17 protein-coding genes are annotated in these 18,286 nt (G+C 66.8%); 7 read left to right on the forward strand and 10 right to left on the reverse strand.

The genetic code is table 11. From position 1 onward, the window contains the following. The first annotated feature begins 69 nt into the window (after positions 1–69). From GSQ76_RS04390 to GSQ76_RS04415, 6 genes are all read left to right on the forward strand, one after another. The gene (locus tag GSQ76_RS04390) at positions 70–1,368 is read left to right on the forward strand and encodes an LLM class flavin-dependent oxidoreductase (RefSeq protein WP_158742679.1); all 1,299 of its coding nucleotides are present in this window, start codon (positions 70–72) and stop codon (positions 1,366–1,368) included. A gap of 106 nt (positions 1,369–1,474) precedes the next feature. Beyond that, on the forward strand, positions 1,475–3,088 hold the full coding sequence (locus GSQ76_RS04395; RefSeq protein WP_158742680.1) for an ABC transporter substrate-binding protein: 1,614 nt from the start codon (positions 1,475–1,477) through the stop codon (positions 3,086–3,088). A gap of 24 nt (positions 3,089–3,112) precedes the next feature. Beyond that, complete coding sequence (locus tag GSQ76_RS04400; protein WP_158742681.1) at positions 3,113–4,144, forward strand: ABC transporter permease; 1,032 nt, start codon at positions 3,113–3,115, stop codon at positions 4,142–4,144. Beyond that, positions 4,141–5,007 carry an ABC transporter permease gene (locus GSQ76_RS04405; protein WP_158742682.1) on the forward strand — a complete coding sequence of 289 codons (867 nt, stop codon included), beginning with the start codon at positions 4,141–4,143 and terminating at the stop codon, positions 5,005–5,007. Before GSQ76_RS04400 ends, GSQ76_RS04405 begins: the two co-directional genes overlap by 4 nt. Then, complete coding sequence (locus GSQ76_RS04410) at positions 5,004–6,665, forward strand: ABC transporter ATP-binding protein (protein ID WP_254070229.1); 1,662 nt, start codon at positions 5,004–5,006, stop codon at positions 6,663–6,665. The genes GSQ76_RS04405 and GSQ76_RS04410 overlap by 4 nt, the downstream gene beginning before the upstream one ends. Then, positions 6,662–8,089: an NAD(P)-binding domain-containing protein gene (locus GSQ76_RS04415; protein ID WP_158742683.1), complete on the forward strand. Its 1,428-nt coding sequence runs from the start codon at positions 6,662–6,664 to the stop codon at positions 8,087–8,089. The genes GSQ76_RS04410 and GSQ76_RS04415 overlap by 4 nt, the downstream gene beginning before the upstream one ends. On the opposite strand, the gene GSQ76_RS04420 is transcribed toward GSQ76_RS04415, so the two are convergent. The 10 genes from GSQ76_RS04420 to GSQ76_RS04465 are packed head-to-tail and all read right to left on the reverse strand — an operon-like array spanning position 8,043 to position 17,628. Continuing rightward, on the reverse strand, positions 8,043–9,629 hold the full coding sequence (locus GSQ76_RS04420) for an acyl-CoA synthetase (protein WP_158742684.1): 1,587 nt from the start codon (positions 9,627–9,629) through the stop codon (positions 8,043–8,045). The two genes, GSQ76_RS04415 and GSQ76_RS04420, sit on opposite strands and share 47 nt — an antisense overlap. Positions 9,630–9,633: 4 nt before the next feature. Next, entirely contained in the window at positions 9,634–10,245 is a 612-nt protein-coding gene (locus GSQ76_RS04425; protein ID WP_158742685.1) for a glutathione S-transferase family protein, read from the reverse strand. Positions 10,246–10,304: 59 nt separating this feature from the next. Further along, on the reverse strand, positions 10,305–11,189 hold the full coding sequence (gene mmsB, locus GSQ76_RS04430; protein ID WP_158742686.1) for a 3-hydroxyisobutyrate dehydrogenase: 885 nt from the start codon (positions 11,187–11,189) through the stop codon (positions 10,305–10,307). A 52-nt stretch (positions 11,190–11,241) separates the two neighbouring features. After that, positions 11,242–11,640, reverse strand: a complete 399-nt coding sequence (locus tag GSQ76_RS04435; RefSeq protein WP_158742687.1) for a DUF1003 domain-containing protein — start codon at positions 11,638–11,640, stop codon at positions 11,242–11,244. Continuing rightward, complete coding sequence (gene fahA / locus GSQ76_RS04440; protein WP_158742688.1) at positions 11,637–12,872, reverse strand: fumarylacetoacetase; 1,236 nt, start codon at positions 12,870–12,872, stop codon at positions 11,637–11,639. Before fahA ends, GSQ76_RS04435 begins: the two co-directional genes overlap by 4 nt. A 55-nt stretch (positions 12,873–12,927) precedes the next feature. Continuing rightward, positions 12,928–13,767: an HAD-IIIA family hydrolase gene (locus GSQ76_RS04445; protein WP_216850891.1), complete on the reverse strand. Its 840-nt coding sequence runs from the start codon at positions 13,765–13,767 to the stop codon at positions 12,928–12,930. A 23-nt stretch (positions 13,768–13,790) separates the two neighbouring features. After that, the gene (locus GSQ76_RS04450) at positions 13,791–14,669 is read right to left on the reverse strand and encodes an ABC transporter permease (RefSeq protein ID WP_158742689.1); all 879 of its coding nucleotides are present in this window, start codon (positions 14,667–14,669) and stop codon (positions 13,791–13,793) included. Between the two features lie 4 nt (positions 14,670–14,673). Then, complete coding sequence (locus tag GSQ76_RS04455; RefSeq protein WP_158742690.1) at positions 14,674–15,711, reverse strand: PotD/PotF family extracellular solute-binding protein; 1,038 nt, start codon at positions 15,709–15,711, stop codon at positions 14,674–14,676. After that, on the reverse strand, positions 15,704–16,816 hold the full coding sequence (locus GSQ76_RS04460) for an ABC transporter ATP-binding protein (protein ID WP_158742691.1): 1,113 nt from the start codon (positions 16,814–16,816) through the stop codon (positions 15,704–15,706). The genes GSQ76_RS04455 and GSQ76_RS04460 overlap by 8 nt, the downstream gene beginning before the upstream one ends. Beyond that, the gene (locus tag GSQ76_RS04465) at positions 16,813–17,628 is read right to left on the reverse strand and encodes an ABC transporter permease (RefSeq protein ID WP_158742692.1); all 816 of its coding nucleotides are present in this window, start codon (positions 17,626–17,628) and stop codon (positions 16,813–16,815) included. Before GSQ76_RS04465 ends, GSQ76_RS04460 begins: the two co-directional genes overlap by 4 nt. Positions 17,629–17,785: 157 nt before the next feature. Here GSQ76_RS04465 and GSQ76_RS31615 point away from each other — a divergent pair. Beyond that, on the forward strand, positions 17,786–18,286 hold a 501-nt coding region (locus tag GSQ76_RS31615), incomplete at its 3' end, for an aminopeptidase P family N-terminal domain-containing protein (protein WP_254070230.1).

Below are 18,286 nucleotides of genomic sequence, written 5' to 3' on the forward strand. Positions count from 1 at the left end.
CAGCCTATGCCCCGATTGACCCATGCTGCAACGCACCGCAGCATTGGGCGAACACGTTTAGGACGGCGAATGGCAACCGAGCGGCAAATGCATATGGGCGTGTTCGTGCTGGGAACCGGCAATCACATCGCCGGCTGGCGCGTGCCCGGCGCGTTCGACACGTTCCAGAGCCTGTCCGTCGTGCAGGACATCGCCCGTATTTCCGAGCGTGGGAAGTTCGACCTGCTGTTTTTGGGCGACGGCTTGTCCGCCGACCCGGCGGCCCACCCGTCCTTCACCGTCCGGCTGGAGCCGATCACCATGCTGGCCGCCCTGGCCGCCACCACCAGCCACGTGGGATTGGGGGCGACGGCGTCCACCACCTACAACGAGCCGTTCACCGTCGCCCGCGCCTTCGCCTCGCTGGACCATTTGAGCAACGGCCGTGCCGCCTGGAACGCCGTCACCTCCTCCGGCCCCGAGGCAGCGGGCAATTTCGGCCGCACCCACCCGGCGCACGACCAGCGCTACGTCATCGCGGAGGAGTTCGTCGATGTCGTGAACGGGCTGTGGGATTGCTGGGAAGACGACGCGATCACCATCAACCGCGAGACCGGGCAGTATATCGACCCGGCAAAGGTGCATAAACTCAACCACCACGGCGCCTATTTCGATGTGCGCGGCCCGCTGAACATCGGCCGCTGCCCCCAGGGCCGCCCCATCGTGCTGCAGGCCGGCGCCTCCGACCCCGGCCTGGCGCTCGCCGCCCGCACCGCGGACGTGGTGTTCGCCGTCGTGCAGGACCTCGGCGAGGCGAAGGCGGGCTACGCGGCGCTCAAATCCCGCATGGCGGAGTATGGCCGCCCGCAATCCGACATCTCCGTCCTGCCCGGCGTCATGCCCGTGCTCGGCAGCACCCAAGCAGAGGCGAAGCAGAAGCTGGACTTCCTGCAGAGCTTCGTGACGCCGACCAATGCGATCAAGATGCTGTCCAACCGCATGGGCACCGACATGTCCCGCTTCTCGTTGGACGGTCCGGTGCCGGATTTGCCGCTGCCCGACACCTCCCATGGCTTCGCCCGCACCATGTTGGCGAAGGCGAAGCGGGAGAATATGTCGCTGCGGGATTTGTATAACCTCACCGGCGCCGCCCGCGGGCATTGGGTGCTGTGCGGCACCCCGGAATCGGTCGCCGACACGCTGGAACAATGGTTCGTGGAGCGCGCGGCCGACGGGTTCAACATCCTGCCCGCCCACTTCCCCGGCGCGTTCGACGAGTTCGTGGACCAGGTGATCCCCATCCTGCAGAAGCGCGGCCTGTATCGCACCGACTACTCCGGCAACACCCTGCGCGACCATCTGGGGCTGGACCGCCCGGCCCGGCGCTGAGCCGATTGCACCCGGCCAGCCAGCCCTTTAAGACTAGCCGAAATCAAAAGCCTGTGGGACGAAGCGCCACCCTTATCCTTTTCCAGCAGCCCCGGGTGGTGAAGTTATGAAGATCAATCGTAGGTCGGTCCTGCAGGGCGCGGCCGGTGCCACGTGGTTGGCATCCTGGCCGCAACTCGCCTTCGGCCAGTCGCGGGCGGAAACGTTGCGGTATGTCACCGGCAACACGATCAACACGCTGGACACGACGATGCCGGGCGCCACCCGCGAATCGTTCGGGCTCAGCATGAACGTGTATGACCGGCTGTTCAGTTTCGGCCGCAAGAAGTTCGGCGAATATTGGACGTTCGACCCCACGGTGATCCGCGGCGAACTCGCCAAGGGCTACACGATGAGCCCGGATGGCCTGAAGGTCACTATCCATTTGCGCCCCGATGCCACCTGGCACGACGGTACCCCCGTAACTGCCGAGGACATCAAGTGGTCGCTGGACCGCATGGTGCTGGCCAAGTCGCTGGCCCCGCCGCAGATGTCCACCGGGTCGATCACCAGTGCGGACCAGTTCCGCATCGTCGACCCGCAGACGCTGGAAATGACGCTGCCGAAGCCGGACCGGCTGGGCCTGTCCAACCTCTGCGTCTGCTACGCCATCATGATCAACAGCAAGCTGGCCAAGCAGCACGCCACCGCGGACGACCCGTGGGCGCAGGAATGGTTGAAGACCAACACCGCCGCCAGCGGCGCCTACATCATCGAGAGCTACAAGGCCGGCGAGAGCGTTATCCTGCGCCGCAACGAGAAATGGGTTGGCAGCGCCGATGGCAAGCTGCCGGACTTCAAGCGCATCATCCTGCAGACCGTGCCGGAGCCGGCGACCCGCGCCAACCTGATCGAGCGTGGCGACGCCGATTTGTCGATCGACTTGGCCGCCAGCGACATGCCGACGATGGAGCAATCGTCCAAGGCCAAGGTCGCCTCGATCCCGCAGAATAACGGCTTCACCCACATCACCATGAACACGACGATGAAGCCGTTCGACAATGTGAAGGTGCGCCAAGCCGTCGCCGCCGCGCTGCCGTACGACGACATGTTCAAGGCCGCGATCTTCGGCCGCGGCGCCAAGCTGTATGACGGGTCCTGGAAGGGCACGCCCACCAGCAGCGGCTTCCCCCAGGCGATGCCGTTCAAGACCGACGTCGCCAAAGCCAAGGCGCTGCTGGCCGAGGCTGGGATGCCGAATGGCTTCAATACGACCTTCGCCATCAGCGCCGGACAGGCCGCCACGGCCGAACCGATGGCGGCGTTGGTGAAGGAAGCGCTGGGCAAGGTCGGCATCCAGGTGGACATCCAGAAGAAGCCGGATGCCGAGTTCAACACTATGGAGTCGGACAAGAAGCTGCCCTTCTACACCGACGGCGCCACCGCCTGGCTGCCGGCGACCTACTACTATTTCTACCTGTATTTTACCCGCGACCAGCGCTGGAACTTCGCCTCGTGGAAGAACACCGACATCGAGGATCTGTCGGCGGACGCCCGTTTCCAAACCGATGCGGCCAAATACGAGACCGAGTGCAAGAAGATGATCGAAATCTTCGCCGAGCAGGTGCCGCTGGTCCTGTTGTGGCAGCCCAATCAGGACGCCGTCATGGCCAAGTCGATCGACGGCTACACCTACCAATTCTACCGCCAGGCCGATTTCCGCGACCTGAAGCGGGTCTAGGCTGACCGCGTCGCGGAGCCCAGCATGAGCGTCCTATCCGGCATCGCCCGCCGGGTGGGGCGTCGGTTGCTATCCTCCATCCCGGCGCTGTTGGGCGTGGTGGTGGTGACCTTCGTGCTGATGCGCGTGCTGCCGGGTGACCCGGCGGTGTTCTTCGCCTCCGGCCCTAGCGCCGGGAAGGAGGAGATCGAGCAGATCCGCCACCAGATGGGCCTGGATCGGCCCATCCCGATCCAACTCGCCCGCTATTTGGCCGATGTCGCCACCGGCAATCTCGGCCACTCACTCACCACCGGGCAACCAGTGACGCAGGATATGGAGCGGCGGCTACCAGCCTCGTTGGAGCTGACCTTCACCGCCCTGGTGATCGCGCTGTTGCTGTCGGTGCCATTGGGCGTGGCGGCGGCGTTGCGGCCGGGCTCGCCAGTGGACCACGCCGTGCGGATGCTGTGCACGTTGGGCGTCTGCGTGCCCACCTTCGTGTCGGGGCTGCTGCTGATCTACGTGTTCTACTATCTGCTCGGCTGGGCGCCCGACCCGACGGCGCGGCTGGATATTTTTGCGTCCACCCCGCCTGACATCACCGGCTTCTACCTGGTGGATTTCGCCATGACCGGGGACTGGTCCGGCTGGTGGGCGGCGTTCACCCAATTGCTGCTGCCGGCGATCAGCATGGCGCTGTTCGTGCTGGCGCCGCTGGCGCGGATGACACGGGCCTCGATGCTGGCGGTGCTCGGCAGCGATTTCATCCGCACGGCGCAGTCGGTCGGTCTATCGCGCCGCCGGGTCGTCATCACCTACGCCCTGCGCAACGCGCTGCTGCCAGTGCTGACGATCACTGGGATCGTCTTCTCCACCATGCTGGGCGCCAACGTGCTGGTGGAAAAAGTGTTCTCCTGGCCCGGCGTCGCGTCCTACGCGCTGGACGCGCTACTGGCGTCCGACTACGCGCCCGTGCAGGCCTTTGTGCTGCTGATGGCGACGATCTTCGTGCTGGTGAACGTGCTGATCGACGTGCTGTACGGGATTGCCGACCCGCGGGTGTCGATCGAATGAGCGCCGCCGCGATCCAGCGCACCAGCACCGCCAGGCACGTGCTGTTCATCCTGCGCGGCAACCCGGTCACCGCCATCGCCTCGCTCGGCACGGCGCTGCTGGTGTTGATCGCGATCTTTGCGCCGTTCCTGACGCCTTACGACCCGATCGCCTCCGACGTAGCCCACGCCTTAGCCCCGCCAGATGCAGCGCACTGGGCCGGGACTGACCAATTGGGCCGCGACATCTTCAGCCGCATCGTCGCCGCGGCGCGTCTGGACCTGTTCATCGCCGTCACCGCAGTCGGCCTCTCCTTCGTGGTCGGCGCCGTCGTGGGCGGCTTCTGTGGCTATCGCGGCGGCCGGCTGGACCGGTGGGTCGGGCGCTTCGTGGACGTGCTGATGGCGTTTCCCCTCTTCGTCCTGGCCATGGCGCTGGTGGCCGCTTTGGGCAACCGGATGGAGAACATCATCATCGCCACCGCGGTGATCAATCTGCCATTCTACATCCGCTTCGCCCGCGCCGAGGTGAACGTGCGCCGCAACGCCGGCTGGGTGGAGGCCGCGCGCGCCTGCGGCGACAGCCACCTCTCCGTCGTGCTGCGCTTCCTGCTGCCGAACGTGCTGCCGGCGATGGCGGTGCAAATCTCGCTCAATCTCGGCTGGGCCATCCTGAACGCCGCCGGGCTCAGCTTCATCGGCCTGGGCGTCCAGGCGCCAACGCCGGAATGGGGCATCATGGTGGCCGAGGGCGCCCGCTTCATCACCACCGGCAAGTGGTGGCTGGTGGCGTTCCCCGGCCTGGCGCTGATGCTGACGGTGCTGTTCTTCAACCTGCTGGGCGACGGCCTGCGCGACATCCTGGACCCGAGGATGCGCACGTGACCGACCTTCTGCGGGTCGAGGACCTCCGCGTCAGCTTCTCCACCCGGCACGGCATGGTCGCCGCCCTGCATGGCATCGGTTTCGCCCTGAAGGCCGGGGAAACGCTCGGCATCGTCGGCGAAAGCGGCTCCGGCAAATCCGTCACCTCGCTCGCGGTCATGCGCCTGCTGGACCGCGCTGGCCGGATCGCGTCCGGCCGCATCGTCTTCCAGGGCCGCGACATCACCCGGGCGAAGCATGGCGACCTGCGCAGCCTGCGCGGCGCCGCGATGTCGATGATCTTCCAGAACCCGCGCTCGGCGCTCAACCCGATCCGCACGGTGGAGCAGCAGATCGTCGACGTGCTGCGCGCCCACAAGCCGATCACGCTCTCCGCCGCCCGGGCGCAGGCGCTGGAGTTGCTGCGCGCCGTATTGATCCGCAATCCGGAGCAGCGCCTGCATGCCTACCCGGCCGAACTGTCCGGCGGCATGTGTCAGCGGGTCATGATCGCCATGGCAATGGCCTGCGAACCCGCGCTCCTCATCGCCGACGAGCCCACCACCGGGCTGGACGTGACGACCCAAAAGGCTGTGATGGACCTGCTCGCCGGCATTACCGCCCAGCGCGGTATGGCGATGATCCTGATCACCCACGACCTTGGCCTAGCCGCCCGCTACTGCGGCGAAATCGCGGTGATGGAGCGTGGCCTGATGGTGGAGCAGGGGCCAACCGCCACGCTGTTCCAGGCGCCAAAACACCCGTACACGCAACGGCTCATCGCCGCCTCCCCAACACGGCGTTCCACCCTGGCCGACCTGGCGCAGGGGGAACCGGTCGCCCCCGCCAGCGTCATCCAACGCCCGCCCGGCACCGGCCCGCTGCTGGACCTTCGCCATGTGCTGAAAGTCTTCACCGGCGACGTGCGCGCGGTGGACGACGTGTCGTTCAGCCTGCCGCCTGGCGGCAGCTTGGGCCTGGTCGGCGAATCCGGCTCGGGCAAGAGCACGCTGTCCCGCCTGATCTGCCGGCTGATCGATCTGGATGGCGGCGACATCATCTTCCAGGGCGAGTCGATCTCCGCCATCCCGGCCAACGACTTCCACCGCTCCCCGCGCAGGCGCGACGTGCAGATCGTGTTCCAGGATCCGCATGACAGCCTCAACCCGCGCTTCACGGCGTTCGACTGCATCGCCCATCCGCTGCGCCGGCTGGAAAAGATGCGCGACGGGGCGGCGTTGACCACGCGGGTGCACGAAGCCGCCTCCCGCGCCGGGCTGCCAATGGATCTGCTGGAGCGGTATCCGCATCAACTCTCTGGCGGGCAGAAGGCGCGCGTCGGGATCGCCCGCGCCATTGCGCCCCGGCCGCGCCTGCTGGTGCTGGACGAGCCGACCGCGGCGCTGGACGTGTCGATCCAGGCGGTGATCCTGCAATTGCTGGACCGCCTGCGGAAGGAAGACGATCTGGCCATGCTGTTCGTCAGCCACGACCTGAATGTGGTGCGCATGCTGTGCGACGACCTGGTGGTGCTGCAACACGGCAAGGTGGTGGAGGCGGGGCCGAGCGCGGCCGTGTTCGAGAACCCCCAGTCCGGGTACACGCGCAGCCTGCTCGACGCGATCCCGCATTTCGATCCACACGCCACCGCACCGCTGCTGCAAGTCGCCGAAGGATGAGCCAGCTGGATACGCTGGCGGCCCGGGTGCGGGATGATCTGGCGCGGATCGCCCACCCGCGCATGCCCTGGCTGCAACCGCATATCGGCCCCGACGGCGAGCCGGCGCTGGATGTGCTGGTGGTTGGCGCCGGGCAATCCGGCCTGGGCATCGCCATCGGGCTGCTGCGTGCGCATGTGCCGAATATCCTGGTGGTCGACCGTGCCCGGCGCGACGAGGAGGGGCCGTGGCTCAGCTACGCCCGCATGCACACGCTGCGCTCGCCGAAGGACTACACCGGGCCGGATTTGGACCTGCCGAGCCTGGGCTATCAATGCTGGCACGAGGCGCGATACGGCGCCGCGCATTGGGCGGCGCTGGATCTGATTACCCGGCAGGATTGGGCAGCCTATCTCGGCTGGGTGCGCGACACCGTCGGCGTTCCCGTGCAGAGCGAAACCACTGTCACCGACATCGCGCCCGCCCCCGGCGGCCTGCTCGCCGTCACGCTGAACGGCATTGTGCGCCACACCCGCAAGCTCGTGCTGGCGACGGGGCAGGAGGGCGCGGGCCATTGGTGGATGCCGCCCTTCGTCGCCGCTTTGCCCACGCACTTGCGCGCCCACACCGCCGACCCCATCGATTTCGCCGCCCTGCGCGGCAAGCGCGTGGCGGTGCTGGGGGCCGGCGCCTCCGCCTTCGACAATGCGGCGATGGCGTTGGAGGCGGGTGCCGCCGACGTCTCGCTCTACTGCCGCCGGGCCGAGCCGCAGGTGATCCAGCCCTATCGCTGGCTGACCTTCACCGGCTTCCTGCGCCATTTGTCCGACCTCGACGACGAGTGGCGCTGGCGCTTCATGAGCCGCATCCTCGGCCTGCGCGAGGGCTTTCCGCAGCCGACCTACGACCGTTGCGCCCGCCATCCGGCGTTCCACCTGCGCACCGGCGCGGCGTGGACAGCCGCAAGACCGTCCGGCGATGGTGTCGAGATCGACACTCCGATCGGCACGTTCACCGCGGATTTCCTGATTTGCGGTACGGGCGTGGAAATGGACTTCGCGCTGCGCCCGGAACTCGCCCGCATCGCCGCCGACATCGCCCGCTGGTGCGACCGCTACGATCCGCCGGAAGAAGAACGGGACGACCGCCTCGGCCGCTTCCCCTATCTGGCGCAGGATTACAGTTTCGTACCGCGCTGCCCTGGCAACGCCGACTGGATCAGCGACATCCATCTGTTCAACATCGCCTCCACCATGAGCTTCGGCCCCTCCGGCTCCTCCATCAATGCGATGACGACGGCCGTGCCCAAGCTGGTGTCGGGGCTCACGCGCGGGTTGTTCACCGGCGACCTGGACCGGCATTGGCGAACACTGTGCGAATACGACGTGCCGCAGGCGATCATTCGGCAGGCGGCAGGCAGCCCCGCGCTAGCAACTCCTCCTTGATCGTTTTCTTGGTGATCTTGCCGTAGCCCGACTTAGGCAGTTCCTCCCAAAAGAAAATACGCTTGGGAATCTTGTAGCGCGCCACCTTGTCGTCCAGCCAGGCCAGCAGCGCCGCTTCGTCCACCGTGGCATCGGGTCGCAACACCGCGGCGGCGATGCCGATTTCGCCCCATGTCGGGTCGGGCATGCCGACGATGGCGATCTCGGCGACGGCCGGGTGAGTCAGCATCGCCTCTTCCGCCTCACGCGGATACACGTTCGACCCGCCGGAGATATACATGTCCGATGCGCGACCGGTGATGAACAAGAACCCTGCTGAATCCATGTGGCCCAAATCGCCAGTGCGGAACCAGCCATTGCGGAACGCCTTCGCATTCGCCTCGGCATTGTCGTGATAGCCGGCGAACACCGCCAGGCCGCAGACGCAGATCTCGCCAGTCTCGGCCGCGGGCAGTTCGCGCCCGTCATCACCCTGGATCTGGATCTGCATCGCCGTGCGTTCATACCCGGCGGTGCCAAGGCGTAGGCCTGGCCTATCCTCCGCATCGTGTAGATGCGGAGGCAAGACCGTGATGTTCCCCGTCACTTCGCCCAGCCCAAAATACTGCACCAGCACCGGGCCCAGCTTCCGCAGCGCGTGCTTCTGGTCCGCCCGATACATCGGCGCCCCGGCGTAGATCACGTGGCGCAGGCTGGAATGGTCGTAGCGATCCACCGCCTCGTGTTCGGTCAGCAGCTTCAGAATGGTGGGGACGGTGAACATGTTGGTGATGTGCCAGCGTTCCACCATTGCCCAGGCGTCCTCCGGGTTCAGCCGCTGCCCGCCGGGCATGACCGTTTTCACCCCGCGCGCCACCTGCGCCAATTGATGAATGCCGGCCCCGTGCGACAACGGCGCCACCACCAGCGAGGCATCGTCGGGCGTCGTGCCCGGCATCAGATCGCACAGATGATTGGTGGCGACGAAGCCCATCTGCCCATGCGTCAGCACCGCTGCCTTCGGCCGCCCCGTCGTGCCGGAGGTGAAGAAGAACCAGCAGGGATCGTCATGCTCCACATCCGCTGCCGGGTAGTCGGCGCCAAGATGCTGGGCAACGAGATCGTCATACGCCTCCAGCGGCCCGGCGCCGCCGATGGAAACCACGAGCCGCAGATCGGGCGCTGCCTGCTGCGCGGCAACCGCATGGTCCGGAAACAACGCGCCGCACAGCATCGCAACTGCGCCGCTGGACCGGGCGAGGTAGGCGACCTCCACCGGGGTCTGGCGGAAATTCGCCGGCACCCACACCGCGCCGATGCGGAAGCAGACGAACATTGACTCCAGCAACTGATTGCAGTTGGTCGACTGCACCAGCACGCGGTCGCCCTTGCCGATGCCGCGTGCGGCGAGCGCCGCTGCCATTGCGTCGACCCGGCGATCGAAATCCTGCCAGGTCCATGTCGCCTCGCCCCACACGATTGCCACATCATTCGGCTGGCGCCGCGCAGCCTGGCGCAGGAAGTGCGACAGGTTCATCACCCGGCGGGTCGCGGGGATCATCCGGTTAGGCTCGGGCGCTGGGCCGTTCCGCCACGCGGGCGTACCAGGCGGCCAGATTGGTCCACGCCGGGTCCAATGGCTGGCCGACCTTGCTGCCGAACCGGGTGAAGCAGAACAGGGTGATATCGGCCAAGGTGAACCGCTCCCCAGCCACGAATGGCTGGCCGGCCATTTGTCCGTCCAACCAGCCCAGCCAATGCCGTGTGATGGATTTCAGGCCGTCCGCCGCCTCCGGGATCAGGATCACCCGGTCGCGAAAGAATTCCAGCCCGTCGCTGTAGCGATACCCGGCGGTCAGCGGCTCCAGCACGTTCAAATCCACCCAGCGCACCCATTTCCTGGTCTGCGCGCGTTCCACCGCGGTGGTGCCGATCAGCGGCGGGGAGGGGTGGGTCTCGTCGATATACTCGGCAATTGCGGTAATCTGGGTCAGCACCGTGCCGTCATCCAACTCCAGCGCGGGCAACTCGCCCATCGGGTTGATGGCGAGATAGTCGCCTTGGCGGTTCTCCCGGTCGCGCAAATTGATGCGCTGCTTCGGCACCTCGATGCCCTTCTCGGCGAGCACCATGCGAACGACATGCGGGTTCGGCCCAACCGAATCATACAGCTTCATGGCGGCTCCTCTGGTCTTCTTGCCGCCATGAAGCCAGGTCGGGGCCTGGCCCGCAACCGCTACTCGGCGGTGCCGTCCCGCACGGCCTTGATGATGGCGGAGAAATCGGCACCCGCCTCGTGCTCGGCGAACTTGCGGTAGATCGCGGCGGCATGGGCGCCCAGCGGCGTCTGCGCGCCGGATGCGGCCGCGGCGTCCTGCGACAAATTCAGGTCTTTCAGCATCAGCGCCGCGGCGAAACCGGGCACGTAATCCCGGTTGGCGGGCGACGCGGGCACCGGGCCTGGCACCGGGCAATAGCTGGTCAGCGCCCAGCATTGGCCAGACGCGGTGCTGGCGACGTCGAATAGCGCCTGATGCGTCAGCCCCAGTTTCTCACCGAGCACGAACGCCTCCGCCACGGCGATCATGGAGATGCCCAGGATCATGTTGTTGCAAACCTTTGCCGCCTGCCCGGCGCCAGCCTCGCCACAGCGGACGATCTTCTTGCCCATGGCGGTCAGGATCGGCTCCGCTTGGGCGAACGCCGCCTCCGCCCCGCCCGCCATGAAGGTGAGCGTGCCCGCCTGCGCGCCGCCAACGCCACCGGACACCGGTGCATCCACGCTGGCCATCCCAGCGGCGGCGGCGGCGGCGTGCGCTGATTGGGCAGCCCCGACATCGATGGTGGAGCAGTCGATGAACAGCGTGCCCGCCTTGGCCGCCGGCAGGATGTCGGCATAACAGGCGGCAACGTGCTTGCCGGCAGGCAGCATGGTGATGACGATGTCCATCCCGCTTACTGCCTCGGTCGCGGAGGCCGCCAGATCCAGACCAAGATCCGTCGCCGCGGCGCTGGCGGCCGGCGACAAGTCGAACCCGCGCACACTATGCCCGGCGCGCAGCAAATTCGCAGCCATCGGCGCGCCCATATTGCCCAGCCCGATAAAGCCGATTTTTGCCATGACCGTTTCCCTCACTTCGTTGGCCGAACCCTCGCGGGGGGACCGAAGGGCGTCAAGTATGTGCGACGGCGACGTCCGCGACGTCGACACCCTGCCGTGCCGCCAGACTTGCCAGTATTTTCCCCTGCGCCTCCTGCGCCAGCAGCAGCCGGCACAACGCTTCGTGATCGGTTTCGGCGCGGATCTGGTCGTGGCGGGATTGTTGGCGCTGCGCCACGGCGATCACGAAGATCAGGATCAGTTGGATGACGTTGGAGACGGTGAGTAGGAACACGAAGGGGAACGGGTCCAGCCGCGTCCAAATCCCGACCGTGATCCAGACCAACTGCACAATGATCGCCAGCATCAACGCGACCGGCGCGCCCGTCCATTCGGCGATGGCGCGGCACAGCCGCTCCGTCCGGCTCAATTCGGCGTCGTGGATTTCGTTGGCGTTCGGGGCGTGCTTCATCCGACCACCCGGCCGACGCACGGACCGAACCCGGCCCTGCCGAACCGAGCGGTCAGCGCCACTTCGTCCCCGTCTTCCAGGAACCGCCGTTCCTCGCCGCTGCCCAACCGGATCGGTTGCCGCCCGCCCTCGGTCATTTCCAGCAAGCTGCCCCGCGCCTCGACCGCGGTGCCGGAGATCGTGCCCGAGCCGAACAGATCCCCCGGGCGCAGATCGCAGCCATTACTGGTGTGGTGCGCCACCATCTGCGCCACCGTCCAATACAGGTCCCGCGATGTGCCTTTCTGGGTCAGCCGGTGCGGGGCCGCCCCGGCTTCACGCGATTGGGCCGTCGACAGGGTCGCGCCCAGCGCCAGGTCCAGCCCGCCGGCCGCCTGGTCGGATGCGGCGAGCAGGTATGGCATCGGGGCCGGGTCACCGGGGGCCCGAATCATGGCGGCGCAGCGATAGGGGGCGAGCGCCTCCGGCGTGATGATCCAGGGGCTGATGGTGGTGATGAAGCTCTTGGCCAGGAACGGCCCAAGCGGCTGTGCTTCCCACCCCTGGATGTCGCGGGCCGACCAGTCGTTCAGCAGGCAGAACCCGGCGATGTGGTCGGCCGCATTCTCGATGCCGATCGGCGTCCCGTCGGTGTTGCCGGGGCCGATCCACACGCCCAGTTCCAACTCATAATCCAGGTTGCGGGAGGGGCCGAAGCTCGGCTCCGTCGCCTTGCCGGGTTTGCGCTGGCCGTTGGGGCGGCGCACTGGCGCACCACTGGCGCGGATCGAGGATGCCCGGCCGTGATAGGCAATCGGCATGTGCTTATAGTTCGCCGCCAGCGGATTGTCGGGCCGCATCAGCCGGCCGACGTTCGTGGCGTGGTGAATGCCCGCATAGAAATCCGTGTAGTCACCGATCGCGCAGGGCAGATGCACCGTGCAATCCGCCAGCGCGTGCAGCAGATCGGGGCGGGAGGGTGAAGATGCCTCCAGCAACGCCCACGCGGCCTGGCGCAGATCCTGCCGGGCGCTCCGGCCCTGTGCCAGAAACTCGTTCAGCGTCGCCATTGGCGGCAGCAGCCCGGCGGCCACCAGGTCCAGCACCGAGTTGCCGATGGCGATGCCCGGGCGGGGCGGGGCGCCACGCGGGCCGACGATGCCGAGCGGAAGGTTCTGCAGCGTGAAATCGCTGTCGTCGGCACCGGGAACCCAGCTTCGCCGGGCGGTGTCGTGGGTCTCGTCCAGGGTCATGCGTCGCTTCCAGCGTTTGGAACCAGTGTGCGGCGGCGCAGTGGGGGCGTCCAGACTAGGCGCGGCCCAGCAGGGGCGCCACGGTGTCGACCAGGTTGCCGCTGGTGAAGAGGACGCTGGCGATCCCGGCGCTGTCGGCGGCGGCGATGTCGGTCGGTTGATCGCCCACCAGTACGCAGGTCGCCGGGTCCAGGCTCCATCGGGCGATCAGGTCCAGGATCATGCCTGGGGCGGGTTTGCGCCAGTCGCTCGCCCGGCGGTATTGCGGCACGCTCGCCTGTTCGTGAAACGGGCAGACCCGGATGTCGTCGATATTGCCGCCGGTGGCGCGGATTTCATCCACCATCCAGCGGTGCAGTGTCACCAGCGCCGGCTCGTCATACATTCCGCGCGCAATGCCGGATTGGTTGGTGACGACGAAGACGTGCCACCCGGCATCGGTCGCCATGCGGATCGCCTCCAGCGCGCCATCGACCCATTCGAACCGCTCCCGCGTGCCGATATAGCCGTGGTCGATGTTGATGGTGCCGTCCCGGTCCAGGAACAGCGCCGGGCGCGGCGATTGTGTTGGCAACGAAGCGACCGCGATCGAGAGTGGCGGCTGGCTGCCGGCTTGGACACGCAGGCTCAGCCCGGTGCCAGAAGCGACGCAGCTGCGGCCAGGAACGGCTGCCGCCAAGAAGCGAGCAAGGTTGAAGTTCAGCATCGTGCCCGGCTCGCATAGGAGAAACCGATCCTCCAACACATCCTGCGCCGCTGGCATTTTGGGCCGATACGTCGTTCGGACTGAAATCGGCAAAGCAGGCGGCGAAGTTTCGTCACCCAGCAGCACGAACTCCGTGACGCCGAACCGCGCCAACTCCCGCATCGCCGCCACCGCGCCCGATGCTGGCAACACGCATTGCCGAACGCGAACGCTCACCCGCGATAGCGGCGAGGGATCAGGAGACTGCTGCCCGCCGTCAGCACCAGCGTCGTCGCCATCAGGATGATCGCCATGGCGGAGGCGAATGGCCAGTCGTTGTTGTTGGTGAACACCTGATAGATCAGCGGCGCCATCATCTGGAACCGCGGACCGCCCAGCAAATACGGCGTCGCGTAGGCATTCATCGCCAGGATGAAGCAGAGGATCCCCGCAATCGCGATGCCCGGCAGCGCCAACGGCCACACCACCCGCCAGAAGCTGCGACCCGGGGCCGCGCCCAGGCTCTGCGCTGCCTCTTCCACCCGCGGGTCGATCGTCTCGATCGTGCTCTGCACCGTCAGCACCACGTAGGGCAAATTGACCGACACGATGCCCATCACCACTGCGAACGGGGTGAACATCAGCTCCAACCCATTCCCGGTCACCCAGCGCGCCAGATTGTCGATCACCCCGCCATGCGCGAACAGGATCATCCATCCCACCATGCGCACCACGCTGCTGACGAACAGCGGCAGGACGATGCACAACATGCAGAACGTCTTCCACCGGCTGGTCATCCGCGCCAGCCGATACGCCATCGGCAGCCCCAGCAGCAGGCAGATCACCGTGGTCGCAAACGCCACACCCAGCGTGGTGCGCAGCACCGCCACGTAGAACGGGTCCGACACGAACCGCAGGTAGTTGGCGCCGGTAAACGCCTCGATCATCAATTCCTGCGGGTCATATCGGTTGAGGCTGAACCGGATCACCAGCAGCAGCGGCGCCACCAGCATGATGCTGACGACCAGCAGCGCCGGCGACAGAAACGCCGTCGCCGCCCGAGCCTGGCGCTCGCCATAGGCGACGGGCAGCTTGGCAGCGACGGCTTCCATCCCGCTAGGCCTGCATGTTCTTCTTCCACCACTCCGACAGCGGTCCCTGCAGCGTGCCGGTGATGTCGTAGTTCGGCGGTGCCAGCTTCGGCGCCGGGTCGGGCAGGGCAAGCTGCTCGCCGACCTTGCCCGTCAGCTTGCAGTTATCGACTGTCGGCAAATAGCCCATGCGCTCGGCAAACCGCGTCTGCGCCGATGGCTCCAACATGGCGTTCAGGTATTTCCACGCCGCCGGCTTGTTGGGCGCGTTTTTCGGCACGACCATGCCGGAAATGTACAGCACCGAACCCTCGGTCTGGAACTGCGCCTTCACCGGGATGCCGGCGTTCTGCCACATGATGACCCGCGCCAGCCACATGATGCCGACGTCGATCTCGCCCGACTTGATGCCTGCGCCGATGGAGTCGGTGGACGGATACAGCCGCAGCCCGTTGGCGTTCAGTTTCAACGCCAATGCCTTGGTCTCCGGCGCATCCACCTTGTTGACGTCGCCGGTGGCGGCCAGGGCGGCGGCCATCATGATGTAGAAGTAGTTGATGTCGCCCACGCCCACGCGACCCTTATATTTGGGGTCCAGCAAATCGGTGAACGTCTTAGGCGGCTCCTTCACCTTATCCGGGTTGTAGATGATGACCTGGGGGCTCCAGATATGTGGCGCGTAGAACGGCGACTTCAGGTTCGGCAGCACATGCGCCAGGTTCGGGACGTTGGCCACGTCGATCGCCTCCACCAGCCCGGCGGCGCCCACCTCGTGCCCACGCACCGCCTGCAGGCTGATCACGTCATCTGCGCCGCGTGGCAGCCGGCGGGATGCATACATCTTCGCCACGCGCGGGTCTTCGTCGTTGATATCCTGCGTCACCGCGATCTGCTGCGGCTTCATCAACGGCTCTTCCACGTTCGCCTTCAGCAGATTGGCATAGTCGCCGCCCCAGGTGGCGATGACCATGGTTTCCTCGGCCGATGCGCCGCGGCCGAGCAGCGGCAATGCGGCGGCGCCGCCCAGCAAGGCACGGCGCGGCAGGCGGAACGCGTCAGACATGATGGGTGATCCTTGCTTCGGTGGGGTCGTCTTGCAGACAGGGCATGGGGGCATCGGCCGCGTCGAACAGACGCTCCGCCCCGGTGTCCCATTGGATCGTCACCGCCTCCCCGGCGGCGAGCAGGGGGGTCGGCCGGGCCGTGGTGTCGCGCACCAGCACCCGCACATCCTGGCCCAGGCGCACCAGATATTCGCGCACCGGGCCCAGATAGCTGGCCAGTTCCACGATGCCCGGCGCGGTGCCGGGTCCGTCGGTGCCGGCGGGGGCCAGCGACAAACGCTCCGGCCGCAGCGCCAGGGTGCAGGCGCCAGTGCCGGCGAACTGCCCGGCCAGCCGCAGCGTGGCGTCGCCGGCGACCACCATGCCATTCGTCAGCGTGCCCGGCAGCATGTTGCTGCGACCGATGAAGCCGGCGACGAACGGCGTCGCAGGCCGCTCGTATAGATCTTCCTGCGTGCCGGTCTGCTGCACGCGGCCGTCCTTCATCACCACCAGGCGATCGGCCATCGCCATTGCCTCGTCCTGGTCATGCGTCACCATGATGGTGGTCAGGCCGCTCTCGCGTTGCAGAAGGCGAATGTCGCGGCCCACTTCGCCACGCAGGGCCGCGTCCAGGTTGGACAACGGCTCGTCCAGCAGCAGCACCCGCGGCTCGATCGCGAGCGCCCGGGCCAGCGCCACGCGCTGCTGCTGGCCGCCGGAAAGCTGCTTCGGCAGCCGTTCCGCCAGTGCCTCCAGCCGGGCTAGGCGCAGCATCTCCGCTACGCGAGCCTCCCGCGCCGCGCGTGCCACGCCCCGCATCTCCAGCCCGAATGCCACGTTGCGTGCGACCGACAGATGCGGGAACAACGCGTAGCTTTGGAACACCAGGCCCAAGTCGCGCTTGTACGGTGGCAGGTTCAAGATGCTGCTGCCATCCAGCCGGATGTCGCCGCTGCTGGCCGCCACGAACCCGGCGATCATCCGCAGCGTCGTGGTCTTGCCGCAGCCGGACGGGCCCAGCAGCACCACCATTTCCCCCTGCGCGATATCCAGGCTGACGGAATCGACCACGACGGATGTGCCGTAGCTCTTGCCCAGCCGATCCAGTTGCAGCCGGCTCATGCGAGCGCCCGCGCCACCGGCACCTGCCGGTCAAGGATCAGCAATACCGCGCCCACCAGCACCACTTGCGCCACCGCCATCGCGGCGACCAGCGGGTCGATATGATACTGCAGGTAGGACAGCACGGCGATCGGCAGCGTGGTGACGCCGGGTGCGGTGAGAAACAGCGTCATCTCCAAATTCTCGAACGACCAAATGAAGGCGAACAGCGCCCCAGCCACGATCCCGCCGCGCATCGCCGGCAGCGTCACCCGCCAGATGACCGTTAGCGGCCGTGCGCCGAGGCTGGCCGCCGCCTCCTCCGCCGCGCGATCGTGGTTTGCCAGCGAGGCGAGGCACAGCCGCACGACCCAGGGCAGGGTGATCACCACATGGGCGGCCACCATCAGCAGAACCGATCCGGACAGCGCCATCTCCGTCCGTTCCTCGATCATCACCGCCAGCACGTAGATGCCCAGCCCGATGGCGACGCCGGGAATGGTCAGCGGCGCCAGCAGCAGCGTGGCGACCCCGTCCCGCCCGCGAAACCGGTAGCGCGACAGGCCGATGCCCGCCGGCACGCCCAGCACGAGGCTCACGATGACGGCCACACCCGCCGTCCACAGGCTCGTCTCCAGCGGTGCTGCAAATTCCGGCAAAATCCGCGCATACCAGCGCAGCGTGTAGCCATGGGGCGGGAACACGATCAGCGGCTCGTCGAACACGCTCAGATAGAGCGTCAGCACCAGCGGCACGAAAATCACCGCCGCCCCGGCCACGACGAGCGCATGCACCGCCACCCGGCCCGACCGGTCACGCCAAGAGTCACGCATGCGAGGGGCCGTCCAGTCTCATCCGGTGTGACATGACCATCGTGGGGAGCAATCAGCGTGCCATGACCGGCGACGCCGGGCAATCTGCATTGCCCCTAGCGCATGGCGAGCTGGTCGCCTAGCGTCGCGCCCCGTCGCAACCCAGGGATTGGCGCACATGGTACTCGGTGTCGGTGGCTCGACCTTCGCGGCGGAGCTGGAGCGGATGAAGCCCATGACGGGCTGCGTCACGCCCATTCCTGTCGAGGAGTATCAGCAGCGCATTCAAAAGGCGCAGCGCCTGATGCGGGAGCAAGGCGTGACGGCGCTCTACCTCGATACCTCCACCAACCTGCGCTACTTCACCGGCGTTGCGCTGAACCTGACGGAGCGGCTGCATGGCGCCGTCATCCCGGTGGAGGGCGAGGTCGCCTATCTCAGCCCCAGTTTCGAGGAGCCGAAGACCCGGGAATACCTCAAATTCGGCACCGACATCCGCTGTTGGGAGGAGCACGAGGACCCGACGGCGCTCGTCATCGATGTGGTTCGCAGCAAAGGCTACGACAGCGGCACCCTGGCCGTCGACCCGGCGACTCCGTTCTTCACCGTCGATGGGCTGCGCAAATCCGGCAACAGCTTCAGCTTCGTCAGCGCTAGCTCAATCCCCGCTGCCTGTCGC

Source organism: Acidisphaera sp. L21 (assembly GCF_009765685.1).
GTDB lineage: Bacteria > Pseudomonadota > Alphaproteobacteria > Acetobacterales > Acetobacteraceae > LMUY01.